The following is a 26,499-nucleotide window of genomic DNA, read 5'->3' as shown; positions in this document are numbered from 1 at the left end:
TTTGGTAGCGGTGAGGCTAGCACCAGCCCGGAGTGGCCCACAACACTCCGCCACCCGGTCGGGACGGGGGCTCAGCGCACCCAGTCGTAGCTCCGCGCCACCGCGCGGGCCCAGTTCTCGCGCTCGCGCTCGCGCACCGCGGCGTCCATGTCCGGCTCCCACATCGCCGCCCGGTGCCAGTTGGCGCGCAGCACCTCCAGCCCCGGCCAGTGCCCCACCGCCAGACCGGCGACGTAGGCCGCCCCGAGCGAGACGGCCTCGGAGCCGAGCGGGCGCTCCACCGGCACGTCGAGCACGTCGGCGACGTACTGCATGAGCAGGTGGTCGGCGGTCATGCCGCCGTCGGCCTTGAGCCGGGTGACCGGGATGCCGGACTCGGCGTTCATCGCGTCGACGACCTCGCGGGTCTGCCACGCCGTGGCCTCCAGCACCGCCCTGGCCAGGTGCCCGCGGGTGATGTAGCTGGTCAGGCCCACGATGACGCCCCGGGCGTTGGCCTGCCAGTGCGGCGCGTAGAGCCCGGAGAAGGCGGGCACCACGTAGCAGCCGCCGTTGTCCGGCACGGTCATCGCCAGGGTCTCGATCTGCGCCGCGGTACCGATCATGCCGAGCGAGTCCCGGAACCACTGCACCAGCGAGCCGGTCACGGCGATCGAGCCCTCCAGCGCGTAGACGGGCCGCTCCCCGATCAGGTAGCCGACCGTCGGGATCAGCCCCTGCGCCGAGCCGCCGATCCGGGCGCCGGTGTTCTTCAGCAGGAAGGCGCCGGTGCCGTAGGTGCACTTGACCTCGCCGGGCGCGAAGCAGGTCTGCCCGACGAGCGCGGCCTGCTGGTCGCCGAGCGCCCCGGCCACCGGCACCCCGGGCAGCACCTCCGCGCACACCCCGTAGACCTCGGCGTTGGACCGGATCTCCGGGAGCATCCGCTCCGGGACCTGCAGCGCCGCGAGCAGCTTGGGCGACCACTCGAGGGTGCGCAGGTCCATCAGCATGGTCCGGCTCGCGTTGGTCACGTCCGTGACGTGCACCCCGCCCGCCGGGCCGCCGGTGAGCCGCCAGATCAGCCAGCTCTCCATCGTGCCGAACAGGACGTCGCCCGCCTCCGCCCCTTCCCGGGCCCCCGGCACGTGGTCGAGCAGCCAGCGCAGCCGGGGGCCGGCGAAGTAGGTCGCCGGACCGAACCCGCTGGTCGCGGCGTAGAGCGGGCCGAGCCCCTCCTCGACCAGCCGGGCGACGATCGGGCCGGTGCGGGTGTCCTGCCAGGTGATCGCGCGGGCCAGCGGGGCGCCGGTGTGCCGGTTCCAGATCACCGTGGTCTCGCGCTGGTTGGCGATCCCCAACGCCACGATGTTCTCCGGCTCCAGCCCGGCCCGGCGCAGCGCCTCCGGCACCACCCGGGCGACGTTGCGCCAGATCTCCTCGGCGTCGTGCTCCACCCGCCCCGGCTCGGGGTAGTGCTGGCGGTGCTCGCGCTGGGCCACGGCGAGCATCCGGCCGGAGCGGGAGAACAGCAGGCAGCGCGTCGACGTCGTGCCCTGGTCGATGGCCGCGACCACGCGCTCGCGCGCCGGCGAGGTCCGCGGCTCGCTCATCGGGGCGTCACCAGCAGCGCGGAGATCTCCCGACCGGCGTGCTGCAGCTGCTCGGCGAGGTGCCGGCGCGGCTCCCCGCCCCCGCCGAAGAGCTCCTCGACGGGCCCGGCGATGCCCAGGGCGGCCACCGTGAGCCCGCCGCCCGAGCGCAGCGGAACCGCCGCGCCGCCGACGCCCGCCTCGAACTCGCCGACGTCCGTCGCCATGCCGCGGGCGCGGGCGGCGGTGAGATGGGCCTCGAGCATCGCCACGGTGCTCGCCGTGCGGCCGGTGTAGCGGCGCAGCTCCAGCTCGCGGGCCGGCGGCGTCGCCACGGGCGCGAACGCGAGCAGGCACTTGCCCCAGGCCGTCGCGTGCAGCGGCTGCTCGGTGTTGGTGCGCAGGGTCTGCGGCGAGCCGTCCGGCCGGAAGACGTGGTGCACCAGGCTCGCCATCGTGCCGACCGGCGCGGCGAGGTAGACCGCGCAGCCGGTGCCGCCGGCCAGCGCGTCGGCCCAGTTCATCGCGCGCGCCCGCAGGTCGTGGCGGTCCCAGCCGCCGCCGAGCCGGCGCAGCCCGGCCCCGGGGCGGTAGAGCGCGGTGGTCCGGTCCTGGTCGACGAACCCCTCGTCGCGCAGGGTGCGGACGAGGCCGTGGACGGTCGGTCGGGGCAGGTCGAGCGCGGCCGCCAGCTCGGCGAGGGCGAGCGGGCGGCCCGCGCCGCCGAGCAGCCGCAATATCGCGGCCGCCCGTTCGACGGACTGGATCGCTCCCGGCACGGGTGGGAGCCTACGGGGTGGTGTGACGCGGTCGACAGGATCAGTTCGACATTGTCGAACGTCGACCGTTGTCGCGCCTGGCACGCGTTCCTAGCGTCTGTCCCGTTCGGCCCCCGCTCGGCGCGCACGCCCGGGCGGGGGCCGTCACGACCGGAAGGAGAGTTCGATGCGGAACTCCTACTTCGGCGCGCTGAGCGCCGAGTTCGCCGGGACGATGATCCTGCTGTTGTTCGGCTGCGGCGTGGTGGCGCAGGTCCTCACCGCACCGGCGGACAGTCCCCTGGGCGACCACGACTCGATCACCTGGGCCTGGGGCATCGGCGTCACACTCGGCGTGTACGTCGCCGCCCGGATCTCCGGCGCCCACCTCAACCCCGCGGTCACCGTCGCGCTGGCCGCCTTCCAGGGCTTCCCCTGGAAGCGGGTGGTCCCCTACGTCATCGCCCAGACCCTCGGCGCCTTCGTGGCGGCGCTGATCGTCCGCGTCGTCTACGCGGACCTGATCAACCGGGCCGACCCCGGCCACACTGCCAAGACCCAGATCATCTTCTCGACGCTGCCGGGCAACGGGGGCGGCGGGGTCTCGATCCCCACCGCCTTCCTCGACCAGGTCGTCGGCACCGCGATCCTCGTGTTCGTGATCTTCGCCCTGGTCAACGCCCTCAACAACCCGCCGCTGGCCAACCTCGCACCCGTCGTGATCGGCCTGCTCGTCGTGGCGATCGGCATGGCCTTCGGCGCCAACGCCGGCTACGCGATCAACCCGGCCCGTGACTTCGGGCCGCGGCTCGCGTCGTACATCACCGGCTACTCGACGGCCTGGGTGGATCCGAACGGCACGCCGTACTGGTGGCTGCCGATCGTCGCGCCGATCGTCGGCGGTCTCGTCGGCGGCGCCTTCTTCAAGATCCTCGTCGGCCGCTACCTGCTCCCGGACGACACCGAGGAGCAGCCGGTCGGGCGCGAGGTCGTCGTCGAGCACGGAGGGGACAAGTAATGGCGGAGTACGTCGGTGCCGTCGACCAGGGGACGACGAGCACCCGGTTCATGATCTTCGACCACGGCGGCAACGAGGTGGGCCGCCACCAGCTCGAACACGAGCAGATCCTCCCCGAGGCGGGCTGGGTCGAGCACAACCCGGTGGAGATCTGGGAGCGCACCTCCTCGGTCATCCAGACCGGGCTGAACAGGACCGGGCTGTCCGCGAAGGACCTCGCGGCGCTGGGCATCACCAACCAGCGCGAGACCACCGTGGTGTGGGACAAGAACACCGGCCGGCCGCTCTACAACGCGATCGTCTGGCAGGACACCCGCACCGACCGCATCGCCTCGCGACTGGAGCGCGAGGGCCACGGCGACACGATCCGTCGCAAGGCCGGCCTCCCGCCCGCCACCTACTTCTCCGGGGGCAAGATCCAGTGGATCCTGGAGAACGTCGACGGCGTCCGCGAGGTCGCCGAGCGCGGCGACGCGATCTTCGGCAACACCGACAGCTGGCTGGTCTGGAACCTCACCGGCGGCCCGAACGGCGGGGTGCACGTCACGGACGTGACCAACGCCAGCCGGACCATGCTGATGGACCTCGAGACCCTCGACTGGGACGACGAGCTGCTCGCCCTGTTCGGGATCCCGCGCTCGATGCTGCCGAGGATCTGCTCGTCGAGCTCGCCCGAGCCGTACGGGAAGACGCTGGCGAACGGCCCGCTCGGCGGCGAGGTGCCGATCACGGGCATCCTCGGCGACCAGCAGGCCGCCATGGTCGGGCAGGTGTGCCTGGCCCCCGGCGAGGCCAAGAACACCTACGGCACCGGCAACTTCATGCTGCTCAACACCGGCACCGAGCTCGTCCGGTCGGACTCGGGACTGTTGACCACGGTCTGCTACCGGTTCGGCGACGAGCCGGCGGTCTACGCCCTGGAGGGCTCGATCGCCGTCACCGGCTCGGCCGTGCAGTGGCTGCGCGACCAGCTGGGGATCATCTCCGGCGCCGCGCAGTCGGAGTCGCTCGCCCGCCAGGTCGAGGACAACGGCGGGGTGTACTTCGTGCCGGCCTTCTCCGGCCTGTTCGCCCCGTACTGGCGCTCCGACGCCCGCGGCGCGATCGTCGGACTCTCGCGCTACAACACCAACGCCCACCTGGCCCGGGCCACGCTCGAGGCCATCTGCTACCAGAGCAAGGACGTCGCCGACGCGATGGAGAAGGACTCCGGGGTGCACCTGGAGGTCCTCAAGGTCGACGGCGGCGTCACGGCCAACGAGCTCTGCATGCAGATCCAGGCGGACGTGCTGGGCGTGCAGGTCTCGCGGCCCGTCGTCGCGGAGACCACCGCGCTCGGGGCGGCCTACGCGGCGGGCCTGGCCGTCGGGTTCTGGAAGGACACCGACGAGCTCCGGGAGAACTGGAACGAGTCCAAGCACTGGGACCCGAAGTGGTCCGGGGAACAGCGTGAGAGCGGCTACGCACAGTGGAAGAAGGCGGTGCAGCGGACGTTGGACTGGGTAGAGGTCGACTAGGCACCCGGCCACCGGCCTCCCGCTGGGAAAGGAACATCTGATCATGAGATCCGTCGCGCTCTCCCCCTCCGCCCGCACGCGGGCGCTGGAGGACATGGCTCGGGAGGAGCTCGACGTTCTCGTCGTCGGCGGGGGCGTCGTGGGCAGCGGGGCTGCCCTCGACGCCGCCACCCGCGGCCTGCGCGTGGGCCTCGTCGAGGCCCGTGACTTCGCCGCGGGGACGTCGAGCCGCAGCTCGAAGCTCATCCACGGCGGTCTGCGCTACCTGGAGATGCTGGACTTCCGGCTCGTCGCGGAGGCCCTCCAGGAGCGGGGGCTGCTGATCCAGAAGCTCGCGCCGCACCTGATCCACCCGGTGCCGTTCATCTACCCGCTGCAGCACCACGTGTGGGAGCGGTTGTACGCGGGCTCCGGCGTGGCGCTCTACGACACCCTCGGCCTGCTCTCCGGGCAGTCCCGGGGCGTCCCGCACCACCGCCACCTCACCCGCCGCGGCGCCCGGAAGATCGTGCCGTCGCTGCGCAAGGACGCCCTGGTCGGCGCCCTGCAGTACTACGACGCGCAGGTCGACGACGCCCGCCACACCATGTTCGTCGCCCGCACCGCGGCCGCGTACGGGGCCCACGTGGCCACCCGCGCGCGCGTGGTCGGGCTGCTCAAGGAGTCCGGCCGGGTCATCGGCGCCGAGGTCCACGACCTCGAGACCGGCGACCTGGTCAAGGTGCGGGCCAAGCAGGTCATCAACGCCACCGGTGTGTGGACCGACGAGACCCAGGGCCTGGCCGGCGAGCGCGGGCGGTTCCACGTCCGCGCGTCCAAGGGCATCCACCTCGTGGTGCCGCGGGACCGGATCCGCTCGGACTCCGGGCTGATCCTGCGCACCGAGAAGTCCGTGCTGTTCGTGATCCCGTGGGGCCGGCACTGGATCATCGGCACCACGGACACCGACTGGGACCTGGACAAGGCTCACCCGGCCGCGTCGAAGGCGGACATCGACTACCTGCTCGAGCACGTCAACGCCGTGCTGGAGCAGCCGCTGACCCACGAGGACGTCGAGGGCGTCTACGCCGGGCTGCGGCCCCTGCTGGCCGGCGAGTCGGAGTCCACGTCGCTGCTCTCCCGCGAGCACGCCGTCGCCACCCCGGTGCCGGGTCTGGTCGTGGTGGCGGGCGGCAAGTACACGACCTACCGGGTGATGGCCAAGGACGCCGTCGACGCCGCCGTGCACGGCCTGGACGCCAAGGTGCCCGAGTCCGTCACCAAGAACGTGCCGCTGCTCGGCGCCGAGGGCTACGAGGCGCTGCAGAACTCGGTGCACGTCATCGCCGAGCGCTCGGGGCTGCACCCGGCGCGGATCGAGAACCTGCTCGGCCGGTACGGCTCGCTGATCGACGAGGTGCTCGACCTGGTCGCCGAGGACAAGACCCTCGGCGAGCCGCTGACCGGCGCCCCGGACCACATCCGGGCCGAAATCGTCTACGCCGCCTCGCACGAGGGGGCGATGCACCTCGACGACGTCCTCACCCGCCGCACCCGCACCAGCATCGAGACCTTCGACCGGGGTCTCGGCGCCGCGCAGGAGGCCGCGGACCTGATGGCCCCGGTGCTCGGCTGGACCGAGGAGCAGAAGGCGAAGGAGGTCGAGCACTACCGCGGGCGGGTCGCCGCCGAGCGGGAGAGCCAGACCATGCCCGACGACGCCACCGCCGACTCCGCCCGGATGGGCGCGCCGGACGTGGTGCCCGTCAGCTGATCCGGCGATACCGTCGCACTATGGTTCCATAACGCGCTTCTCGACCAGGATTGTCGCGTTATGGAACCATAATGCGTTTCTCGGGGCCGGTGGATTCGCGTTGTGGAGCCATACTGCGTGGCCGCATCCTGGCCCCTTCTCGCGGTACGGTGCCCGCCCGACCTGCTGCCGACGCGAGGAGGCGTCCGTGACCGAGCCGGCGACCGAGCAAGCAACAACAGAGCCCGCGACGGGCACCCTGCGAGGCGAGCGCGCGGACCTGCTGGAGTCGCTGCGCCGGCACCGCGGTTTCCTGCGGCAGACCGTCGCCGGCCTGACCGACGAGCAGGCCCGCACCCGCAGCACCGTGAGCGAGCTGACCCTCGCGTCGCTGATCAAGCACGTGGCGGACACGGAGCAGGGCTGGATCGACTTCGCGCTGGGCAGGCCGGGCGCGATGGGCGGCGACGCCGGCTTCGACGCCGAGGCGATGCAGGCGGCGATGGAGTCGGGCGAGTTCGTCGACACCCGCTTCCAGCTCACGGACGCCGACACCCTGCCCGCCCTGCTGGAGCACTACGAGCGGGTCGCCGCCGCCACGGACGAGGTGGTGGCCACCGCGGACCTCGACGCCACCCAGCCCCTGCCCAGCGCCCCCTGGTTCGAGCCGGGCGCGGTGTGGTCGGTGCGCCGCGTGCTGCTCCACGTGCTCGCCGAGACCTCGCAGCACGCGGGCCACGCCGACATCATCCGTGAGGCCATCGACGGCGCGAAGACCATGGGCTGACCCGGTGAACGGCGCGTTCGCTCATTCCTGGTGAGCGAGAGCGCCGTTCGTCCGGTCCAGCAGCGCGGCCTCGGCGGTCCGGGTGACGGTCTGCAGGGGACCGTCGAGCTCCCCGGCGACCGCCCCGGGGGTCAGCAGGACGGCGAGGTCGACGCCGGCCTCGTGCATCGCGGCGGCCCGGGCGGCCACCGTGGCGCCGTCGCCCACCGCGCACAGCCGGTGCACCAGCTCGTCCGGCACCAGGGCGAGGGCGCCGCGGCGGTCCCCGGAGCGCCACAGCCCGGTGGCCCGGCCGATCTCCGGGAACACCCCGGCGAAGGAGCCGGCGTGCGTCGGGACCATCGCGTACTGCAGGCAGAGCCGGCGCATGCGCTCGGTCGCCTCCGGCACCCGGTCGCCGGCGTAGGCCCAGAAGGACACCATCGCCCAGACGCTGCCGGGCTCGCGGCCGGCCTCCTTCTCCCCCTCGCGGACCAGGGCGAGCCTGCCGGCGATCTCGTCGACCGGGGACCAGGTGAGGAACACCCCGTCGGCCACCCGGCCGGCCAGCCGCAGCATCTTCGGGTTCATCGCCCCGACGACGATCGGCGGCGGCTCCGGTGGCAGGAGCGAGGCACGGAAGCCCTGCGTGCGCGGGTGCTCGACGGCCACCCGCTCCCCCGCCCAGGCCGCCCGCAGCACCCGGACGTAGCCCTCGACCGTCGCGAGCGGCCGGGTGTGAGCTCGGCCGTGCCAGTCCTCGGTGATCATCGGGCTGCTCGCACCCAGCCCGGCGAGGATCCGGCCGGGGGCGGCGGACGCGAGCGTCGCGAAGCCCATCGCCGCCAACGCCGGCGAGCGCGGGTAGACCGTCGCGATCCCGGACCCGAGCCGGATCCGCGAGGTGCTCGCGGCCAGCACCCCGAGCATCGAGAACACCTCGGGGCCGGTCACCTCGCCGACCCACGCCGAGTCGTACCCGGCCTCCTCGGCGGCGCGGACGAGCCGGAGGTACTCGGGGACGCCCAGGCCGTCGTCGACGGGGAGGGTGACCCCGAGCTTCACGGGGCCACCTGGCGCCGCACGTCCCTCGTGTCGTACCAGGTCGTCACCCTGGCGATCCGCCCGTCGCGCAGGTCGAACACGTCGAGCGCGGGGAAGACGACCGGTCGGCCGTCCATGAGCTTCCCCGCGAAGTCGATCTCGGTGACGATCGCGTCGCGGGTCTCGATCCAGCGCGTCACCCGGTCCGAGTGCTCGGCGTAGTTCGCGAGGACCTCGGGGAAGTGCGCGAGCGCCGCCTCCCGCCCGACCACGGGCTCCGCCCCCACCGTGTGGATCTCGACGTCCTCGGCGAACACCCCGACCAGCTCGGCGAAGGCGTCGGCGTTGATCGCGGCGAAGTAGGCCTCGACGACCGCCCGGCTCACGAGCCCACCAGCTTCTTCAGCTCGGCCATCGCCTGGAAGGACCACTTCGCCAGCGACGGGTCGCCGAACGCCGTGATGTTCCACATGACCAGGTGCTCGAGGCCCGCCTCGCGGTACTCGTGGAGCTCCTCGGCGACCTGCTCGGGGGTGCCGCAGAAGGCGTAGTGCCGCACGACCTCCGGCGGGATCGCGTCGATGATCCGCAGGGACTCCTCGCGCGGGATCGTCGTCGGGATGAAGTCGTGGAAGCCCGAGCCCGCATCGAGCGGGGGTTCGACACCGAGGTCTCGGAACACCTGCGAGGGCAGCAGCACGCACAGCGCCCGCACCAGCGGCGCCTCGGTCAGCCGCCGCACGGTCTCCTCGTCCGGGCCCAGGAGGAGGTAGCCGAGCATGCCCGGGGTGATCGTCGCCGGGTCGCGGTCGGCGTCCTGTGCGGCCTGCTGGATCGTGGTGAGCGCCTTGCCGTAGTCCGGCGCGGTCATCTTGGTGGGGAGCCAGCCGTCGGCCTTGGTGCCGGTCAGCTTCAGCATCCGCGGGCCGTGCGCGGCGGTCCAGATCTCCGGTGGGGTGTCGCCGTAGGGCTGCAGCCCCAGCACGGCCTTCTCCAGCGTGTGGAACCTCCCCCGGTAGTCGACCGGCCCGTCGGCCTCCCAGAGCAGCCGCATCACGTCGATGCCCTCGGAGAGCTTCGCGACGGGCTTGTCGAACGACATGCCGTACGGCGTGACGTTGAGCTTCTCCCCCGATCCGAGCCCGATGATCGCCCGGCCCCTGGTCACGTGGTCCAGGGTCAACGCCGTCGCCGCCGCCATCGCCGGGTTGCGCCGGATCAGGTCGGTGACGACCACCCCGACCTTGATGGTCGAGGTCTGCGCCCCGACGACCCCCATCATGATCATCGGGTCGAAGTACGTGTGCGGGTTGGCCTGGACCGTCGCCAGAGGCGTCAGGTCCGGGGTCCACATCGTGTCCGCGTGCCAGCCCATCAGGTGGTCCGGCCACCACACGGCGTCGTACCCCTCGGCCTCGCTGCGCTGCGCGAACCTCACCGCGGCGTCGGCCGGCGGCATGATCTGCCCGGGGACGCCCAGCTGCAGGCGGTTCACCTCAGTACCTCCACCCGTCGCCGAAGGTCGGGATCCGGCCGCCGAGGTAGTCCTCGACGCAGGTCAGCGCCGCGCGGGCGGCCCGGTCGGTGCCGATGCCGCGGCTGCGGAAGGTCTCCGAGGCGAACCACAGCCCCTCGACGTTGGGCGCCCGCCAGTGCGGCCGGTACCTCCCGACCAGGCCGGGCATCTGGATCACGCCGAAGCTCGGCTCGAACACCAGGTGCCGGCGCCGCCAGATCGGCTTGGCGAAGCCCGGCCACATGACCTCGGCGTCGCGCTCGAAGGCCTCCATGGTCGCCCGGCACCACTCGCGGTCCCGCCCCTTGGCACCGGGGATGATCGCGCCCATCACGTGCAGGTGCGTGCCCTCGGGCGAGCACGACGGGTCCATCGCGGACTGGTCGAACATGAAGCCCGAGCACTCGGTCGACGGCGTCGCGGTCCAGGTCGCGAGCTCGCGCGGGTGGAACTGCGTGACGGGCTCCTCGGTGGCCAGATAGAGCCCCAGCCAGGCGATCCGGAACTTGTCCTGGGCGAGGAACTCGATCTGGGAGGCGTACCACTCGGGCAGCGCGGACCGCGGGACGACGTCGAGCACGTTCCACACCGGAAGGGTCGAGATCACCGCGGGTGCGGTGAGGATCTCCTCCTCGAAGAACTCGTTGGGCAGCACCTTGGGCTCCCGCCCGACCGCCACGCCCTGCACCGCGCCGTTCTCGATGATCACCCGCTCGACCGAGGTGCCGAGCCGCAGCTCGCCGCCGTTCTCGGTGACCGCGTCGGCGAGGTCGCGCCAGATCCCGTCCCAGCCCTGCCCGGGCCAGCAGGAGTAGGCGGCGGTGTTGCGCTCCTCGAAGTGCATCTTGCGCACGTAGAGGTTGTCGCTGGCGGAGTGGTCGTACCAGTTGTCGGTCATGCACTCCAGCACGGAGATGAACTCGAAGAGGTCCACCACGCCCTGGTCGTGCGTGTACTGGTGGATCCACTCGCGCAGCGAGCGGTCGTCCCAGTCGTCGAGCTCCTCGTAGGGGGTCTCGACCAGGGCCTTGATCACCTTCTTGAGCTCGGTCCGGTCGGTGTAGCGGTCGCGGATCGAGCCCCAGCCCTTGCCGTTCTCCCAGATCGGCATGTCGTTGCTGACCTCGCCGTGGATCAGCTCCTTGCCCACGTGCTCGAACACCTTCGTGATGCCGGACCCGCCGTCCTCGATGAGGTGGCCGCCGAGGTTGACGGTGAACCCCTCGTCCGGCACCGCCATGGCGCGCCCGCCCAGGTGGGGGCTGCGGTCGAGCACCACGACCCGCTTGCCCTCCTTGGCCAGCAGCGCACCCGCGGAGAGCCCGGCAGCGCCCGCCCCGATGACCACGACGTCGTAGCTCGGCATGACACCTCTCTCTACCAACCGACCGGTTGACACGGTGTCACGGCGGATCGGATCCCGCAAGCGTCCGTGCGCGGGAAGCGCTCATCGCGCACGACGGATCCGGACCGTCCCCGAGACTGCCCGCGCCCCGCCCGTCACGTCCAGCCAGACCTCGCAGTCGACGAGGTCCCCGTCGACAGCCGTGACCCGCCCGCCCGCGACGACCCGGTCGCCGGCGAACACGGTGCCGTGGAACCGGAAGCGCGAGGCGACCACCCGCCCGTACTGCTCGAGCAGGGTGTGGATGTAGCCCAGGTTCAGCGGCCCCTGGTTGACCACCCGCGACCCCATGCCGAGCTTCTCGGTGACGGCCGGGTCGAGGTGGATCATGTTCGGGTCCCGCAGCAGCGCCGCGGCGATCTTCATCTTCTCCGGGTCGACCGACTCGACCACGCGCTCCGGCAGCGCGTCCCCGACCTTCATGCCGATCCCGCCGCCGAGCGGCGCGGGAACACGTAGGTCGGCCGGACGGTCACGTGCACGGCCCCGTCCGGCCCGGTCAGCTCGATCCGCACGGTCACCAGGTCGAACACCCCCGTGCGCATCCCCGTCTTCCGCCGCGCGGACTCGACGACGCAGGTCACGGCGTAGTCGACGTCGAGCCGCAGCGGCTCGGCGAAGTCCACCGCCCACTCGCCGAGCATCGGCCCGTCGGCGGAGGAGGCGCCGAAGACGGCGAAGACCTCCTCGAGGCCGAGCCCGACGCCTCCCTGCGCGGCGAGGAACGCGAACGTGGGGTGCGCGAGACCCGGCTCTCCCGGGGGCGCACCCAGGGCGTCCCGGAGCAGCCAGTCCGCGTAGTACTCGACCCGGGCGGTGCCGCCGGGCATGCTGTGACCGACGGCGCCCGCGAGCTCCTCCTCGGTGATCACGAGGAGCAGCGTACCTACTGGACGGTTGATAGTCAGCTACCTCGACGCGACCCCCGGGCGTTGCTACCGTCCACTGTCAAACGGTCGTTGGACAGCTCGGGAGGGCCGACGAGGATGCCGGACACCACTGTTCCCGACCTGCTCGAGCGCCGCGCGGTGGACGCGCCGGACCAGGGCGTCGTCTTCCCCGACGGCCGCGAGACCTACCCCGAGCTGGCCCGCTCCACGCGCCGGCTCGCGGCCGCGCTCTGGGCGCTCGGCGTGCGCCCGGGCGACTCCGTGGGGCTGCTCCTGCACGGCTGCCTCGACAGCTACCGGCTCTGGCTCGCCGCGGCCCGGATCGGCGCGGTGACGGTGCCGCTCAACACCCGGCTGAAGCCGCGCGAGCTGAGCCACCTGATCGAGGACGGGGACCTGCGGCTGCTGCTCACCACCGCGGAGTTCGCGCCGGTGCTGCACGAGGCGCTGCCGGGGCTGGCGGAGGGCACACCCGGCCGGCTCGCGCTCGACGCCGCCCCACTGCTGCGTGCCGTGGTCGCCCTCGACGACCCCGCGCCGGGGTTCCTGCACGGGCTGGACGAGTCCGCGGATCCCGGGGCGGCCGACGAGGCCCGGGCCGCCCTGCGCGCCGCGGACCCGATCCTCATGCTCTACACCTCCGGCACGACGTCGCGCCCGCGCGGCTGCGTGCACGACCACGCGTCCCTGGTCGCCGAGGGCGAGGCCGTCGCGGAGCGGCTCGGCCTGCGGCCCGACGACCGGTTCTGGGCCCCGCTGCCGATGTTCCACTGCGGCGGGTTCGACGTGGCGATCGCGGCGCTGGCCGGGCGCTGCGGGATGGTGCACGTGGGCACGTTCGAACCCGGACGGGCCCTGGACCAGCTCGAACGCGAGCGCTGCACGATCGGTTTCCCCGCGTTCGAGACGATCTGGATGCCGGTCCTGGAGCATCCGCGCTACCCCGAGGCCGATCTCTCCGCACTGCGCCTGGTGATCAACGTCGGGGCGCCGGAACGGATGCGCGCGATGCAGGCGCGGCTGCCACAGGCGGTGCAGACCTCCTGCCTGGGCATGACCGAGTCGTTCGGGTTCTGCTGCATGGGCTCCCCCGACGACCCCGCCGAGGTCCGCGCGACCACCAGCGGCCTCCCGTTGCGGCACATGGAGGCGACGGTCGTCGACCCGGAGACCGGGGAGCCCGTCCCGCCCGGCAGCCCGGGCGAGTTCCGGTTCCGCGGCGCCTCCCGGATGGTCCGCTACCACCGCGACCCCGAGACGACGGCGGCGCGGATCGACGCCGAGGGCTGGTTCGCCTCCGGGGATCTCGTCGTCGCCGACGAGGCGGGACGGCTGCGGTTCGTCTCGCGCCTCAAGGACATGCTCAAGGTCGGCGGGGAGAACGTCGCGGCGGCCGAGGTGGAGGGCTTCCTCTGCGAGCACCCGGCCGTCGGGCTGGTGCAGGTGGTCGGCGCGCCGGACGCCCGCTACGGGGAGGTCCCGGCGGCGTTCGTGCAGCTCCGTCCGGGTGCCAGCGCCACCGAGGAGGAGCTGGTCGCCTTCTGTCTCGGCCGGATCGCGACCTTCAAGGTGCCGCGGTACGTGCGGTTCGTCGACGACTTCCCGATGTCCGGGACCAAGGTGCAGAAGTTCCGGCTCAAGGAGCGCCTGGCCGACGAGCTGACGGCCGCGGGGATCACGGAGGCCCCCGTGCTGAGCTCCCGCGCAGCCTCCTGACCACGCTCTCGACCTGCACCGACGACACTTCCGCTCACGAGGAGCGAGCGGGAGCGCCGTTCGCTCAGCCCGTCCGGATCCGCGGGGCCTCGGTGATGCCGCGCTGCTTCAGCTCGTCGGCGATCCGCTCCCGCAGCACGTACTTCTTGATCTTCGTGCCGGACATGGGCCACTCCCCCGGCGCGATCCAGCGGACGTAGCGGGGCACGCGGTAGGTCGCGATCCGCCCCACGCAGAAGTCGATCAGCTCCTGTCCGGTCACGCTCGCCCCCGGCTTGAGCTGCACGAACGCGGCCGGCACCTCGACGTAGTACGCGTCGGGTGCCGCGACCACCGCGACCAGGTCCACCGCCGGGTGTCCCAGCAGGTACCCCTCCACCTCGGCGGCGGCCACGTTCTCGCCCCCGACCTTGAGCATGTCCTTGAGCCGGGAGCGGAAGGTGAGCCGGCCCTGGGCGTCGGCGACGACGAGGTCGCCGGTGTGGAACCAGCCCGCGGCGTCGATCACCTCGGCCGTCCGCTCCGGGTCGCGGAAGTAGCCGTCGAAGGCCGTGGGACCGCGGAAGAGCAGCTCGCCGGGGGTGCCCGGCGGGAGGTCGGCACCGGTCTCCGGGTCCACGACCCGGACCTCCATCCCCGGCATCGGGTGCCCGCCCGTGGTCACGCGCTTCTCCAGCGGGTCGTCCGTGCGGTTCAGCGACAGGAAGGCCGACGACTCGGTCATCGCCACGCACGACACGTGCACCGCGCCGGGCAGCCGGGAGGCCATGTCGCGCAGCCGCTCCGGCACCCCGACGGCCATGACCAGACGGATCCGGGACAGGTCGAAGTCGGCGAGGTCCGGCCGGTTCAGCACGGGCATCCAGATCGTCTCGAACGCCGCCAGGGCCACCGTGACCCGCTCGGCGGTGAGCAGCTCGAGGGTGGTCGCGGGGTCGAACCAGCCGGGATGCACGAAGGCGGCACGGGCGGCGAGGCAGCTGAGCAGGAAGGTGATGCCGCCGCCGTGGAAGAGCGGGATGGCCGTCCACACCCGGTCCGCCGGGGTCAGCGCCATCCGCTCGCCGATCCCGTCCGCGAGCCGGGTGAGGGCCTCGTGGCTGAGCATCGCGCCCTTCGGGGCGGCCGTGGTCCCCGAGGTGTAGACGATCACCGCGGTGTCCCGGACCCGGACGCCCGGCTGGCGCGCCCACACGTGCTCGTCCGACGCGGCCAGGCGGTCGGCGGCCGCGAGCGAGTCCGGGTCGTCGAGCACGAGCAGGTGCTCCAGCTCGGGCGCACCCTCCGCCGTCGCCTCGCGGACCAGCGGGACCGACTCCGCGTCCGTGGCCAGCACCCGCATCCCGGAGTGCACCACGATCTGCCGCAGCTCCACGGCCTTGAACCGTGCGTTCACCGGCACCGTGACCGCGCCGATCTTCGCCGCCCCGATCATCAGGGCGACGAGGTCGACGGACGCCGGCAGCAGCGTCCCGACCCGGTCGCCGCGGCCCACGCCGAGCCCGAGCAGCCGGCGCGCGTACCGCTGCGCCCGCTCCGCGAGCCCGGCGAAGGTGGCCCGCCCGTCCGGGAAGACCAGCGCCTCGTCCGCCGGGTGCTCGGCCGCACGCCGGTCGACGAGGTCGCCGAGGGTGGTCGGAGCGATCCAGCGGCGGGTCATGGCGGCCTCCCGGGGTCGACGGCGACTCGTGCCGATTCTCGCCGGCCCCACCCGCCATCGTCCACCGTTCGTTTGGTAGACGGTCAGGGTTGACGAAGCTCCGCGCACGAGGTCGGATGGTGATGTGAGTGCATCAACGACGAGTCCCACGGTCGACGGCGCCGCGCGGGACGCCATCGCCCGCGCCGTGGTCGGCCGCGACCGCGAGCTGACCCTGGTCCTGGCGGCGGTGGCCGCGGGCCGGGACATCCTGCTCGAGGGCCCGCCCGGGACGTCGAAGTCGACGATGCTGCGGGCCATCACCGAGCACTGGGACGTGCCGTTCGTGCTGGTGGAGGGCAACGCCGAGCTCACCCCCGCCCGACTGGTGGGGCACCACAACCCGGCCCGGGTGCTGCAGGAGGACTACTCCGCGGAGAACTTCGTGCCGGGCCCGCTGGTCGAGGCGATGCAGCGCGGCGGCTTCCTCTACATCGAGGAGCTCAACCGCGCGCCGGAGGACACCCTCAACGTGCTGCTCGGCGCGATGGCCGAGCGCGCGGTCACCGTCCCCCGCGTCGGCACGATCTCCGCCGGCCCGACCTTCCGCGTGCTGGCCTCGATGAACCCGTTCGACAACGTCGGCACCGCGCGGATCTCCGACTCGGTCTACGACCGCTGGTGCCGGCTCGCCGTGGGCTACCAGTCCGCCGAGGAGGAGGGCGACATCGTCGCCCGCCGCACCGGCTGCGGGGACCGGGGCCTGATCGACGACGGGGTGGCCCTGACCCGGGCCACCCGCAGCCACCCCGAACTGCGCCGCGGCTCGTCCGTGCGCGGCGCGATCGACCTGGTCGCGATCGCCATGGAGCTGCAGCAGATCGACCCGTCCGCCGAGCACAGCCGGGTCGTGCTCGACGCGGCGCTGCTCGCGCTGTCCGCGCGGGTCGGGGTGGACGAGGCCTCGGACGCCACCCCGGAACGGGTCATCACCGAGATCTGGGAGAACCATTTTTTCTCCGCCCCCGGCGGGCAGCGCCGGGCCCGCACCGCCTGAACCTCGACCCCAAGGACATCGCCGTCGCGCTGCCCACCGCCGACCCCGGTGAGCGACGGACCCTGGCCCCGCTGCGGCGCAAGCCCAAGCGCCTCGACACCGCGCCCGAGCTGTTCTCGAAGGGCAAGGGCGCGCCCGTCGTCGCCGAGCTGAACCCGGACCGCGGCCGAGACGATCCAGCCGGGCAGGACGAGCTCCCGGCCGGCGGGCAGGGCGTGCTCGTGACCTCGCAGACCGCGCGGCAGCGCGAGCTCGGCGAGCTGCTCGAGGACACCCCGCCCGATCCCGCGGTCGCCTCCATGGCCCAGGCCATCGCCCGGCGGCTCTCGGTGCGCCGCCGCCCGCGCGACGCCCGCGCCGAACGCGGCACGGGCGCGCTGGCGTCGGTGCCCTACGCCTACCGCTCGGACGACATCGACCTCGACAAGACCATCGAGATGCTCGCCGAGCGGCCGCGGCCGGAGGACACCGACATCATCGTGCGCGAGCGGATGAGCAGCCGGCGCGCCGCGGTGCTGATCGTCGACGTGTCCGGGTCCATGCGCGGGGAGAAGGTGCGGATCGCCGCGGCCACCGTCGCCGCGCTGTCCGCGGACCTGTCCGGTGCCTCGGACCAGCTCGCCCTGGTCGCGTTCTGGTCCGACGCCGCCGTCCTGAAGCCGCTGACCACCCCGGCCACCCCCTCGGCGCTGCTGGACCAGCTGCTGCGCATCCCGGCCCGCGGGCTGACCAACGTCGGGTTCGGGCTCTCGGTCGCGCACGCCGAGCTCGCCCGCTCCGCGGCCCGCCGGCGCACCGCCATCCTGCTCACCGACGCCGTGCACAACGCCGGCCCCGACCCCCGCGACCTGGCCCGCCGCTTCGGTGAGCTGCACGTGCTGCTCGAGACCGACGGCGAGCACGACCTTCCGCTGGGGCGCGACCTCGCCCGCCTCGGCCACGGCACCCTGCACCCGGTGCACACGCACCGGGACGTCGCCCCCGCCCTGAACCGCATTCTCAACCGCTGAAGGAGAAGAACACCCGATGAGCCCCGTGATCGTCGTCGCCACCGTCTCGCCCAAGCCCGGCGAGGAGGAGGCCGTCCGCGAGGCGTTCCTCGCCGCCATCCCGAAGGTCCACGGGGAGCCGGGCTGCGGCAAGTACGCGCTGCACGAGAGCACCGGCGATTCGACCGACCTGCTCTTCGTGGAGCGCTGGGAGTCGGCCGAGGCGCTCAAGACCCACGGCGCCGGACCCGCCCTCGCCGAGGCCGGCGCCGCGCTCAAGGGCCGGCTCGCCCGGCCGATCGAGGTGAAGACCTTCACGCCGATCCCCGCCGGCACCCCGGAGCAGGGCACGATCTGAGGGCGCCGACCGGAGGACCCCGGCCTGCTGCACGGCGGCCGGGGCCATCCAGCAGACTCCTCCCGTGACGGTTCGCAGCTCCCTGATCGGCCTCCCCGAGATCACCGCCGCCGCCGAGCGGATCGCCGGGCACGTCGTCCGGACCCCGACGGTCGAGAGCCCGGGCCTGTCCGCCCTGCTCGGGGTGCCGGTCACCGCCAAGCTTGAGCTGCTGCAGCGCACCGGGTCGTTCAAGGCCCGCGGGGCGACCGCGAAGCTGCTCTCGCTCACGCCCGAGGAGCGGTCGGCCGGTGTCGTCGCGGTCAGCGGCGGCAACCACGGCATCGCCGTCGCGGAGATGGCGGCCGCCCTCGGCATCGACGCGGCGGTGGTGATGCCGGAGTCGGCGTCGTCGCGGACGGTGGCGGCCTGCCGCGCCACGGGATCGGACGTGCACCTCACCCCGGACATCGCCGGGGCCTTCGCGCTGGCCGCGGAGCTGCAGGGGGCCGGCCGGACGATGGTGCACCCGTTCGACGACCCGGTCGTCGTGGCGGCGCAGGGCACCGTCGGGCTCGAGCTGGCCGAGGACGCCGGCGGCCTCACGGACGTCCTGGTCAGCATCGGCGGCGGCGGGCTGGTCTCCGGCGTCGCGGCCGCGCTGCGGGCCACCCGGCCGGGCGTGCGGATCTGGGGCGTGGAGACGACCGGGGCCGAGGCCCTGTCCGCGGCGATCACCGCGGGCGGGCCCACGCCGGTCACACTGTCGTCGATCGTGACCTCGCTCAGCGCGCCGTCGGCCTCCCGGCTGACGTACGAGCACGTCACGGCCCTGGTCACGGACGTCGTCGTGGTGCCCGACGCCGAGGCGGTGCGCGGCACGCTCGACCTCGCGGCGCACGCGAAGCTCTGGACCGAGCCCGCCGCGGGCTGCCTGGTCCCGGCCGCGCGCCGGATCCTCGACCGGGTCGGGCCGGGTGCCCGGCTCGGACTGGTGGTGTGCGGCGGCAACGCCACGTTCGCCGACGTCGCGGCCTGGGCCGAGCGGTTCGGCGTCCGGGACTGACCGGCCGCCTCCGCGCGTTGAACCGGGCGTGGACACGCAGGTCGTGGTGATCGGCGCCGGGCAGGCCGGGCTCTCGGCCGCCTGGGGGCTGCGCCGCACCGGGCTGGAGCCCGGTCCCGGGTTCGTGGTGCTCGACGCCGAGGAGGCACCGGGCGGGGCGTGGCGGCACCGCTGGGACACCCTGCGCGTGGCCGGCGACGCCTTCTCCGCGCACCGCATCCACTCGCTGCCCGGGCTGGCGTTCGCGCCCGAGGACCCCGACCGGCCCGCCAACCAGGTCGTGCCGGAGTACTTCGCGGCCTACGAGCGGGAGTTCGACCTGCAGGTCCGGCGGCCGGTGCGGGTGAGCGCGGTGCGGTCGGTGGGCGCGGACCTCGCGGTCGACACGGACGCCGGGACCTGGACCGCGCAGGCCCTGGTCAACGCCACCGGCACCTGGACGCACCCGTTCGTGCCCGCCTATCCCGGCGCGCGGGAGTTCCGCGGCCGGCAGCTGCACGCCGTCGAGTTCCCCGGGCCCGAGGCGTTCACCGGGCAACGGGTCGTCGTGATCGGCGGCGGCACCTCGGCCGTGCAGTTCCTGCTGCAGCTCGCCCCGGTCGCGGCGGCGACCACCTGGGTCACCCGGACCCCGCCGCGCTGGCGGGAGGGCCCGTTCGACGACGTCGCCGGGCGCGAGGCCGTCGCGCTCGTCGAGGAGCGGGTGCGGGCGGGGCTGCCGCCGCGCCCCGTCGTCAGTGTGACGGGGCTGCCGCTGACTCCCGCGTACCGGGCCGGGATCGAGAGCGGCGTGCTCGACCGCCGCCCGATGTTCGCCCGGATCACCCCGGACGGTGTGGCCTGGGCCGACGGGACCACCGAGCCCGCCGACGTCCTCCTCTGGGCCACCGGCTGGCGGCCGACGATCGGGCACCTCGCCCCGCTGCGCCTGCGCTCGCCGCACGGCGGGATCGCGCTCGACGGCACCCGCGCCGTCGCCGACCCGCGCGTCCACCTCGTCGGCTACGGGCCCTCCGCCAGCACCATCGGCGCCAACCGGGCGGGCCGGGCGGCCGCGCACGAGATCGTGCAACTGTTGCGGCAGCGGGGCGCGGCGGCCTGATCACGTCAGGCCTCGCGGCGCTCCCGCCGGAGCATCCGGTACTCGCGGAACACGAGTACGGTGATCGCGAGGTCGAGCGCGGCGAGGAAGGGCAGCACCAGCGAGCCCGTGTGCACCGCCCGGATCACCTCGTACACCACGAACAGCAGCAGGACCGCGATCGCGACCGGGTAGGCGGGCAGCCACTTGCGCAGCAGCGCCACCACGAGCGCCAGCTTCACCGCCCCGTGCAGGGCCAGGTAGAGCACGGCGAAGGTGCGGTCGCCGGACGCGAACTCGGCGGTCCCGGCGACGAAGTGCCGGGCCAGGGTGCCGTCGGGCGGCCCGAGCAGGTCGTGGGCCAGGACCTCGGCGACCAGGTGGTGCACGGCCGCGCCGGACACCAGGACCAGCACGAGCGCGCCGATCAGCTCGGCCGCGCCGTCGATCCCCTTGACGAGCAGGGCGAGCTGGAAGAGCCGCTCGGTGCGGGACGCGGCGACCGTGTCCTGCTCGTCGGGGCTCACCGGGTGATTCCGGTGTGGCCGAGCGAGTAGCGGCCGGGCTGGGGCCACACGCACAGCCCGTGCGGGCCGTTGCCCACCGGGATCTTCCGGATCAGGCTGCCGTCCGCGGTGGAGAGGACGTAGATCTCCCGGTCGTAGCGGCCGGAGAGCCACAGCTGGGAGCCGTCCGCGGACACGTTGCCCATGTCGGGACTCCCGCCGCCGGGGAGCTGCCAGGTCGTGAGGATCGCGCCGGTGTAGGCGTCGAGGACGCTGATCGAGCCCTCGTGCCGGTTGGTGACGAAGAGCCGGGTGGCGTCGCGGGAGAGGTATAGGCCGTGGGCACCGTGCCCGGTCGGGATCTCCCGGATGACCCGGGTGGCGGCGCCGTCGAGCACCCACAGCCCGTTCTGGTCGTGGTCGGCGACGTAGAAGACCGAGCCGTCCGGGGCGAGCTTGATGTCCTGCGGGCCCATGTGGGTGTTGCGGGTGGGCATGTCGATCGTCCGCAGCAGGGTGCGGCGCGCGACGTCGACCACCGCGACCCGCCCGGCGAACTCGCAGGTGAACACGGCGGTACGGCCGTCCGGGGTGAAGTCGGCGTGGTCGATGCCGGCGCAGTCCGGGGTGGGCAGGTCGCCCTGCTGCACCCAGGTGTGCGGGTCGTAGAAGACCAGCCGCTTCTGCGCCTCGGCCACCGAGATCGCCGTGGTGCCGTCCGGGGTGAAGTACATGTTGTAGGGATCCTGCACCGGGATCGCCGCGCCCGGCTTCCCCGTCACCGGATCGAAGGGCACCACCTTGTTGAGGATGTCGTCGGTGGCGTAGAGCGTGCGCATGTCCCACGAGGGCACGACGTGCTGCAGCTCCCCGCCCAGCCGGTAGGTCCCGACGGTCGCGAACGTGGCCGGGTCGATCACGCGGACCTCGCCGGACTTGGTGTGCGGCACGTAGACCAGCGGCTTCGCGGCCCTCGCCGCGTCGGAGAGCATGTTCGCCCCGGCGTCCGCGTAGACGTTGCGCGCGTTCGTGACCGGCGGCATGCCGGGCAGCGCGTCGCTGGCGGCGGCCGGGGCGGGCGTGGTGCCGGCCCCCGGCGTCGGCGCGGAGGTGGGCACCGACGCCGGCGTCCCACCCCCGCTGCACGCCGTGACCAGCACCGTCAGCCCGGCCACCGCCGCCGCGGCGAGCCGCCCTCGCACACCCATCACGCAGGTCCCCCGTCACTCGCACCGCCCCGGGCGGACAAGCCTGCCCGCCGGGGCCGGGTCCCGCCAGGGTCACCCGCCCCTACGGCCCCGACGGGTTCGACGACGTCGGGCGAACGAGTCGACGGGGAGCGGACGGACGATCAGTCGGTGCGGACCTCGGCGCCGTCCTGGGCCCAGCGGGTGTGGAAGGAGCCCTCGGCGTCGGTGCGCCGGTAGGTGTGGGCGCCGAAGTAGTCCCGCAGGCCCTGGATGAGGTTGGCCGGGCCGCGCTCGCGGCGGTAGCCGTCGTAGTACGACAGCGAGCTCGAGAAGGCCGGGATCGCGACGCCCTGCTCCGTCGCCACGGTCACCACCCGCCGCCAGGCGTCCTGCGCGTCCGCCACCGCCTCGGTGAAGTACGGGACCATGAGCAGGTTGTCGAGGTCGGGGTGCTCGGCGTAGGCGTCCCGGATCCGGTTGAGGAACTGGGCCCGGATGATGCAGCCGCCGCGCCAGATCGTGGCCATGTCGCCGAGCTTGAGGTCCCAGTCGTTCTCGATCGAGGCCGCGCGCATCTGGGCGAACCCCTGTGCGTAGGCCACGACCTTGGACGCGTAGAGGGCCTGGCGGATGTCGTCGACCAGCTGCTCGTCGGCCTTCTGCGCCGGCGACGGGCCGGCCAGGGTGGTCGACGCGGCCCTGCGCTCGTCCCGCAGCGCGGAGAGGGTCCGGGCGAACACGGCCTCGGTGATGCCGGTCAGCGGGACGCCGAGGTCGAGTGCGTCCTGCGAGGTCCAGCGGCCGGTGCCCTTCTGCTCGGCCTGGTCGACGATGACGTCGACGAGCGGCTTGCCCGTCTTCTCGTCCGTCTTGGCGAGGACCTTGCCGGTGATCTCGATGAGGAAGGACTCGAGGTCGCCGCTGTTCCACTCCTCGAAGATCTTCCCGATCGCCGGCGCGTCCAGCCCGACGACGTGGGTGAGCAGGTCGTACGCCTCGGCGATGAGTTGGATGTCGGCGTACTCGATGCCGTTGTGCACCATCTTCACGTAGTGCCCGGCGCCGCCGGGGCCGACGTGCACGCAGCACGGGGTGTCGTCGACCTTGGCGCTGATCGCGGTGAAGATCTCCTCGACCTCGGCGTAGGCCTCCGGGTCGCCGCCGGGCATGATGCTCGGCCCGAGCAGCGCGCCCTCCTCGCCGCCGGACACGCCGACGCCCATGAACCGGATCCCGTTCGCGGCGCACTCCTCGGTACGGCGCACGGTGTCCGGGAAGTGCGAGTTGCCGGCGTCGATGATGATGTCGCCCTCGTCGAGCAGCGGGGTGAGCTCCTCGATCACGGCGTCGACGGGCCTGCCCGCCTTGACCATCACGATGATCCGCCGCGGCCGCTCCAGCGAGTTCACGAAGTCCTCGACGGACTCCGACGCCGTGAACTCGCCCTCGCCGCCGTGCTCGGCCATGAACTGCTCGGTCTTCGCGGTGGTGCGGTTGTGCACGGCGACCGGGACGCCGCGGCTCGCGATGTTCCGGGCCAGGTTCGCGCCCATCACCGCCAGCCCGGTGACGCCGATCCGGCTCTTCTCCGCCATGCGCTGCTCCCTGGGTCTGGGTCCGGGTGTGCGGCCCATCCTGCCCCCCGGGGCCGGGCCGGGGCGACCCGTCGTCGGCGCGAGGACGTGTGATCCGCTACCCGGCGGGCGGGTCCTCGCCCAGGCCGGCGCGCCAGATCGTGAGCACGCGCGCGGCGACGCGGTGGTGCGCGGCGAGGGCCTCGGGCGGCGGCGTCTCGAACACCGGCCCGTCGGCGCCCCAGCGGTGCAGCAGGTCGGTGTCCGAGCCGTGGTCGATGTCGAGCAGCACGTGGACCAGGGTCATGTCGGGGACGAGCACGGTCAGCGCCGCCGCGGTCCCCGTGGCCGGCGGGTCCAGCACGGGCGACGGGCCGGTCGGGTCGGCGGGCCCGGGAGGGTGGGGCAGCAGCCGGCTGCCCAGCTCCCGCGCGGCGGCCCCGAGCACCGCGACGTCGCCGGGATCCGCGGTCAGGTACACCAGGCGCGGGCTCAGGTGGGGTTCCCCCCGCCTGGCCGGCCGGCACGCCGGTTCCAGGACGGCGACGAGACGGCGGCCGCACTCCAGCGCCAGGTCCGGGGGCAGCGCGCTCGGGCGGGCGGTCCCGGCCAGGGTCGCGAGGCCCATGACGACCGAGGAGACCAGTCGGGTCCACTCCCCGGGCGCGTACGGCAGCGCGCGGCGAACGCCCGTCCCCGGATCCACCGGCCCCACCTCCTCGTCACACAGCGTGGCGAACGGCGGGTGGCGGGGCCATACGTCGAGGTGCGTACACGACGCCGGGTACCCGGCCGGAGGCGCAGGTGCAGGACCGCGCGTGCCTAGATGTTCGTGGACCCCGGCGGGACGCCGTCCGGGAGCGGCGCGGCGTGCTCCTCCCCCGCCGCCGCGGGCACGTCCGCGAGGTCGAGGGTGTACGAGGTCATGGACAGCGATCCGTAGGTGTAGCCGTCGACGAGCACGTCCGCGCCGTGCCCGGCGGCCGCGCCGAGCCCGGCGAGGTAGAGCACCGGGACGAGATGGTCCGGCGTCGGCACCGCCGCGGCCCAGTCGGCCGCCTGGCGCAGGCGCAGCACCTCCTCCGGCTCGCCGGTGAGCACCGCGCGGGCGGCGTCGTCGAACCGGTGGGCCCAGTCGAAGCCGGAGTCGCGGTGGGCGGCGTCCATGCCGGCGAGGTTGTGCACCACGTTCCCGCTGCCCAGCACCAGCACGCCGCGCTCGCGCAGCGGGGCGAGCCGGGCGCCGAGGTCCAGGTGGTACTCGAGCGGCTTCGTCGCGTCGATGGACAGCTGGACGACGGGCACGTCCGCCTCGGGGAAGACGTGCGCGAGGACCGACCAGGTGCCGTGGTCGAGCCCCCAGCTGTCGACGTCGGCCCCCACCCAGGTCGGCTTGACGATCTCCGCGACCTCCTCGGCGAGCTCCGGCGCGCCGGCCGCCGGGTACTCGACCGCGAACAGGTCCTGCGGGAAGCCGAAGAAGTCGTGGATCGTGCGCGGCCGCGGCATCGCGGTCACGGCGGTGGCGTTGACGTACCAGTGCGCGGAGATCACCAGCACCGCGCGCGGCCGGGGCAGTGCCTCGCCGAGGGCCCGCCAGGACTCCGTGTACCGGTTGCGCTCCAGGGCGTTCATCGGGCTGCCGTGCCCGACGAACGCCGCCGGCATGGGGGTGCCCGCTGCCGTGCTCATGAGCGGGGATCCTAGAACGCCGGCCAGGGGATGGCGGGCCCGTAGCCCGACGGCTCGGGGAACAGCGGCACGGCCAGCATCAGGTCGACCCGGTCGGTCAGCGCCCGGATCTCCGACAGCGTGACGTGCGGGCCCAGCTCCTCGCCGAGGGTGCCGGCCAGCTCGGCGCGCAGCTTCGACAGGGCCTCGATCTCGGCGTCGGTGAACTCCTCGCCGACCCAGCCCCACAGCACGGTCCGGAGCTTGTCCTCGACGTGCATCGTGAGCCCGTGGTCGACGCCGTAGACCCGGCCGTCGTCGCCGGCCAGCACGTGCCCGCCCTTGCGGTCGGCGTTGTTGACGACGACGTCGAACACCGCCATGGCCCGCAGCCGCGGGTCGTCGGCGTGCACCAGCACCGCGGGCCGGCCGTCGTCGTCGCGGGCGCGCAGCACACCCCGCCAGCCCGGCTTGACCTCCTTGGGCGGGCGGATGTCGACGAGGTCCTCGGACCTCCCGGTCTCCACCCAGGCCTGGACCATGCCCGGGCCGAACGGGCCCTCCCGGAGCACGGTCGGCGGCACGACGTGCCAGCCCGCGGCCTCGGAGATCAGGTAGCTGGCGACCTCGCGCCCGGCCAGGGTGCCGTCGGGGAAGTCCCACAGCGGACGCTCGCCGCGGACCGGCTTGTAGACGCACTGCAGGGTGCAGCCGTCCGCCGAGACCGTGCCGAACAGGGTGGCGTTGGAGGCGTCGACCATCCGTCCGGTGACCTCGATGCGTCCCCTGCGCAGGACGTCGAGGACCGCGGGGTCGCGCAGGTCGGAACCGGTCAACCGCGCTTACTCGCCCGCGCCGGAGACGTCCCCCATCGGGGAGCGCTGGTGGTAGCCGTTGAGCCGCACGCACACGTGCCCCTGCGGGTCCAGCGGCTCCGCGCAGAGCGGGCACGGGGCGCGGCCGGCGGACACGACCTTCTCGGCCCGGTCGGCGAACTCGCGGGCCTGCAGCGGGGACAGGAACACCCGCAGCGCGTCGGGCCCCTCCTCGGTGTCGTCGAGGACGACGGACTCGTCGATCTCCTCCTCGGTCACCGCGAGCAGCTCGACCACGATGGACTTGGAGTCCGCGTCCCAGCCCAGGCCCATCGTGCCGACCCGGAACTCCTCCTCCAGCGGCACGGCCAGCGGGTCGTTGTCCGAGGACTCGACCTCCTGCCCGGTGTCGACCTCGGTGCCGAAGCGCCGCGCGATCTCCGCGAGCAGCGCCTCGATCCGCTCCGCGAGCACCGAGACCTGCTGCTTCTCCAGCAGGACGCTGATCGTGCGCGCGTCCTGGATGGCCTGCAGGTAGAAGGCCCGGTCGCCGGGCTCGCCGACGGTGCCCGCGACGAAGCGCTCGGGCTGGCGGAAGACGTGGATGACGCGTGACATGGCGAAACCCAGAGTAGGCCAAC

At 73.4% G+C, this 26,499-nt stretch carries 26 protein-coding genes; 10 read left to right on the top strand and 16 right to left on the bottom strand.

Going from position 1 to position 26,499, the window contains the following annotated elements:
- Positions 1 to 71: 71 nt before the first annotated feature.
- Positions 72 to 1,592, bottom strand: coding sequence for a glycerol kinase GlpK (gene glpK / locus ACFQH9_RS27060; RefSeq protein WP_379570346.1), 1,521 nt, complete (start codon positions 1,590 to 1,592; stop codon positions 72 to 74).
- Positions 1,589 to 2,350, bottom strand: coding sequence for an IclR family transcriptional regulator (locus ACFQH9_RS27055; RefSeq protein WP_379570344.1), 762 nt, complete (start codon positions 2,348 to 2,350; stop codon positions 1,589 to 1,591). The genes glpK (ACFQH9_RS27060) and ACFQH9_RS27055 overlap by 4 nt, the downstream gene beginning before the upstream one ends.
- Positions 2,351 to 2,516: 166 nt before the next feature.
- Here ACFQH9_RS27055 and ACFQH9_RS27050 point away from each other — a divergent pair, with 166 nt between their 5' ends.
- From ACFQH9_RS27050 to ACFQH9_RS27035, 4 genes are all read left to right on the top strand, one after another.
- Positions 2,517 to 3,347 carry an MIP/aquaporin family protein gene (locus ACFQH9_RS27050; protein WP_379570342.1) on the top strand — a complete coding sequence of 277 codons (831 nt, stop codon included), beginning with the start codon at positions 2,517 to 2,519 and terminating at the stop codon, positions 3,345 to 3,347.
- Positions 3,347 to 4,864 (top strand): glycerol kinase GlpK, encoded by a 1,518-nt coding sequence (gene glpK, locus ACFQH9_RS27045; protein WP_379570340.1) that lies wholly within the window; start codon positions 3,347 to 3,349, stop codon positions 4,862 to 4,864. The genes ACFQH9_RS27050 and glpK (ACFQH9_RS27045) overlap by 1 nt, the downstream gene beginning before the upstream one ends.
- 43 nt (positions 4,865 to 4,907) lie before the next feature.
- Positions 4,908 to 6,617: a glycerol-3-phosphate dehydrogenase/oxidase gene (locus ACFQH9_RS27040; RefSeq protein WP_379570338.1), complete on the top strand. Its 1,710-nt coding sequence runs from the start codon at positions 4,908 to 4,910 to the stop codon at positions 6,615 to 6,617.
- 187 nt (positions 6,618 to 6,804) lie between these two features.
- Positions 6,805 to 7,383 carry a DinB family protein gene (locus ACFQH9_RS27035; RefSeq protein WP_379570336.1) on the top strand — a complete coding sequence of 193 codons (579 nt, stop codon included), beginning with the start codon at positions 6,805 to 6,807 and terminating at the stop codon, positions 7,381 to 7,383.
- A 21-nt stretch (positions 7,384 to 7,404) separates the two neighbouring features.
- Here ACFQH9_RS27035 and ACFQH9_RS27030 read toward each other — a convergent pair whose 3' ends face one another.
- From ACFQH9_RS27030 to ACFQH9_RS27005, 6 genes are all read right to left on the bottom strand, one after another.
- Positions 7,405 to 8,427 carry an LLM class flavin-dependent oxidoreductase gene (locus ACFQH9_RS27030; protein ID WP_379570334.1) on the bottom strand — a complete coding sequence of 341 codons (1,023 nt, stop codon included), beginning with the start codon at positions 8,425 to 8,427 and terminating at the stop codon, positions 7,405 to 7,407.
- A complete protein-coding gene (locus ACFQH9_RS27025) occupies positions 8,424 to 8,792 on the bottom strand; it encodes a nuclear transport factor 2 family protein (RefSeq protein WP_379570332.1) in 369 nt (122 codons plus the stop codon). The genes ACFQH9_RS27030 and ACFQH9_RS27025 overlap by 4 nt, the downstream gene beginning before the upstream one ends.
- On the bottom strand, positions 8,789 to 9,901 hold the full coding sequence (locus ACFQH9_RS27020; protein ID WP_379570330.1) for an LLM class flavin-dependent oxidoreductase: 1,113 nt from the start codon (positions 9,899 to 9,901) through the stop codon (positions 8,789 to 8,791). Before ACFQH9_RS27020 ends, ACFQH9_RS27025 begins: the two co-directional genes overlap by 4 nt.
- Before the next feature lies 1 nt (position 9,902).
- Positions 9,903 to 11,288 carry a phytoene desaturase family protein gene (locus ACFQH9_RS27015; RefSeq protein WP_379570328.1) on the bottom strand — a complete coding sequence of 462 codons (1,386 nt, stop codon included), beginning with the start codon at positions 11,286 to 11,288 and terminating at the stop codon, positions 9,903 to 9,905.
- 81 nt (positions 11,289 to 11,369) lie between these two features.
- The gene (locus ACFQH9_RS27010; RefSeq protein WP_379570326.1) at positions 11,370 to 11,750 is read right to left on the bottom strand and encodes a MaoC family dehydratase; all 381 of its coding nucleotides are present in this window, start codon (positions 11,748 to 11,750) and stop codon (positions 11,370 to 11,372) included.
- Complete coding sequence (locus tag ACFQH9_RS27005) at positions 11,747 to 12,199, bottom strand: hypothetical protein (protein ID WP_379570324.1); 453 nt, start codon at positions 12,197 to 12,199, stop codon at positions 11,747 to 11,749. Before ACFQH9_RS27005 ends, ACFQH9_RS27010 begins: the two co-directional genes overlap by 4 nt.
- 114 nt (positions 12,200 to 12,313) lie before the next feature.
- On the opposite strand from ACFQH9_RS27005, the gene ACFQH9_RS27000 reads away from it, so the two are divergent.
- A complete protein-coding gene (locus tag ACFQH9_RS27000) occupies positions 12,314 to 13,933 on the top strand; it encodes an AMP-binding protein (protein WP_379570322.1) in 1,620 nt (539 codons plus the stop codon).
- A 64-nt stretch (positions 13,934 to 13,997) separates the two neighbouring features.
- Here ACFQH9_RS27000 and ACFQH9_RS26995 read toward each other — a convergent pair whose 3' ends face one another.
- Positions 13,998 to 15,593 (bottom strand): class I adenylate-forming enzyme family protein, encoded by a 1,596-nt coding sequence (locus ACFQH9_RS26995; protein ID WP_379570320.1) that lies wholly within the window; start codon positions 15,591 to 15,593, stop codon positions 13,998 to 14,000.
- 124 nt (positions 15,594 to 15,717) lie between these two features.
- Here ACFQH9_RS26995 and ACFQH9_RS26990 point away from each other — a divergent pair, with 124 nt between their 5' ends.
- The 5 genes from ACFQH9_RS26990 to ACFQH9_RS26970 all read left to right on the top strand — a co-directional run bounded on the left by ACFQH9_RS26990 (position 15,718) and on the right by ACFQH9_RS26970 (position 20,123).
- Entirely contained in the window at positions 15,718 to 16,629 is a 912-nt protein-coding gene (locus ACFQH9_RS26990) for an AAA family ATPase (RefSeq protein ID WP_379570318.1), read from the top strand.
- Positions 16,630 to 16,850: 221 nt separating this feature from the next.
- A complete protein-coding gene (locus ACFQH9_RS26985) occupies positions 16,851 to 17,639 on the top strand; it encodes a vWA domain-containing protein (protein ID WP_379570316.1) in 789 nt (262 codons plus the stop codon).
- Between the two features lie 16 nt (positions 17,640 to 17,655).
- On the top strand, positions 17,656 to 17,976 hold the full coding sequence (locus tag ACFQH9_RS26980; RefSeq protein ID WP_379570314.1) for a putative quinol monooxygenase: 321 nt from the start codon (positions 17,656 to 17,658) through the stop codon (positions 17,974 to 17,976).
- Positions 17,977 to 18,040: 64 nt separating this feature from the next.
- The gene (locus tag ACFQH9_RS26975; protein WP_379570312.1) at positions 18,041 to 19,021 is read left to right on the top strand and encodes a threonine ammonia-lyase; all 981 of its coding nucleotides are present in this window, start codon (positions 18,041 to 18,043) and stop codon (positions 19,019 to 19,021) included.
- Positions 19,022 to 19,049: 28 nt separating this feature from the next.
- Complete coding sequence (locus ACFQH9_RS26970; protein ID WP_379570310.1) at positions 19,050 to 20,123, top strand: NAD(P)-binding domain-containing protein; 1,074 nt, start codon at positions 19,050 to 19,052, stop codon at positions 20,121 to 20,123.
- A 5-nt stretch (positions 20,124 to 20,128) separates the two neighbouring features.
- Here ACFQH9_RS26970 and ACFQH9_RS26965 read toward each other — a convergent pair whose 3' ends face one another.
- The 7 genes from ACFQH9_RS26965 to ACFQH9_RS26935 form a co-directional block, all read right to left on the bottom strand.
- Complete coding sequence (locus tag ACFQH9_RS26965) at positions 20,129 to 20,629, bottom strand: DUF2127 domain-containing protein (RefSeq protein ID WP_379570308.1); 501 nt, start codon at positions 20,627 to 20,629, stop codon at positions 20,129 to 20,131.
- Positions 20,626 to 21,816, bottom strand: coding sequence for a YncE family protein (locus tag ACFQH9_RS26960; protein WP_379570306.1), 1,191 nt, complete (start codon positions 21,814 to 21,816; stop codon positions 20,626 to 20,628). The genes ACFQH9_RS26965 and ACFQH9_RS26960 overlap by 4 nt, the downstream gene beginning before the upstream one ends.
- A 143-nt stretch (positions 21,817 to 21,959) precedes the next feature.
- Positions 21,960 to 23,393: an NADP-dependent phosphogluconate dehydrogenase gene (gene gndA, locus ACFQH9_RS26955; RefSeq protein ID WP_379570304.1), complete on the bottom strand. Its 1,434-nt coding sequence runs from the start codon at positions 23,391 to 23,393 to the stop codon at positions 21,960 to 21,962.
- Between the two features lie 97 nt (positions 23,394 to 23,490).
- Positions 23,491 to 24,078 (bottom strand): hypothetical protein, encoded by a 588-nt coding sequence (locus ACFQH9_RS26950; RefSeq protein ID WP_379570302.1) that lies wholly within the window; start codon positions 24,076 to 24,078, stop codon positions 23,491 to 23,493.
- Between the two features lie 116 nt (positions 24,079 to 24,194).
- Entirely contained in the window at positions 24,195 to 25,064 is an 870-nt protein-coding gene (gene ygiD, locus ACFQH9_RS26945) for a 4,5-DOPA-extradiol-dioxygenase (RefSeq protein ID WP_379570300.1), read from the bottom strand.
- A gap of 11 nt (positions 25,065 to 25,075) precedes the next feature.
- A complete protein-coding gene (locus ACFQH9_RS26940; protein WP_379570298.1) occupies positions 25,076 to 25,879 on the bottom strand; it encodes an SCO1664 family protein in 804 nt (267 codons plus the stop codon).
- A 6-nt stretch (positions 25,880 to 25,885) separates the two neighbouring features.
- Positions 25,886 to 26,476: a DUF3090 domain-containing protein gene (locus ACFQH9_RS26935; RefSeq protein ID WP_379570296.1), complete on the bottom strand. Its 591-nt coding sequence runs from the start codon at positions 26,474 to 26,476 to the stop codon at positions 25,886 to 25,888.
- Positions 26,477 to 26,499 lie beyond the last annotated feature (23 nt).

The sequence above is a fragment of the Pseudonocardia lutea genome, assembly GCF_042658055.1.
GTDB lineage: Bacteria > Actinomycetota > Actinomycetes > Mycobacteriales > Pseudonocardiaceae > Pseudonocardia > Pseudonocardia lutea.
Note: the sequence above shows the minus strand (reverse complement) of the source record. Positions and strands in the feature narration are given on the sequence as shown.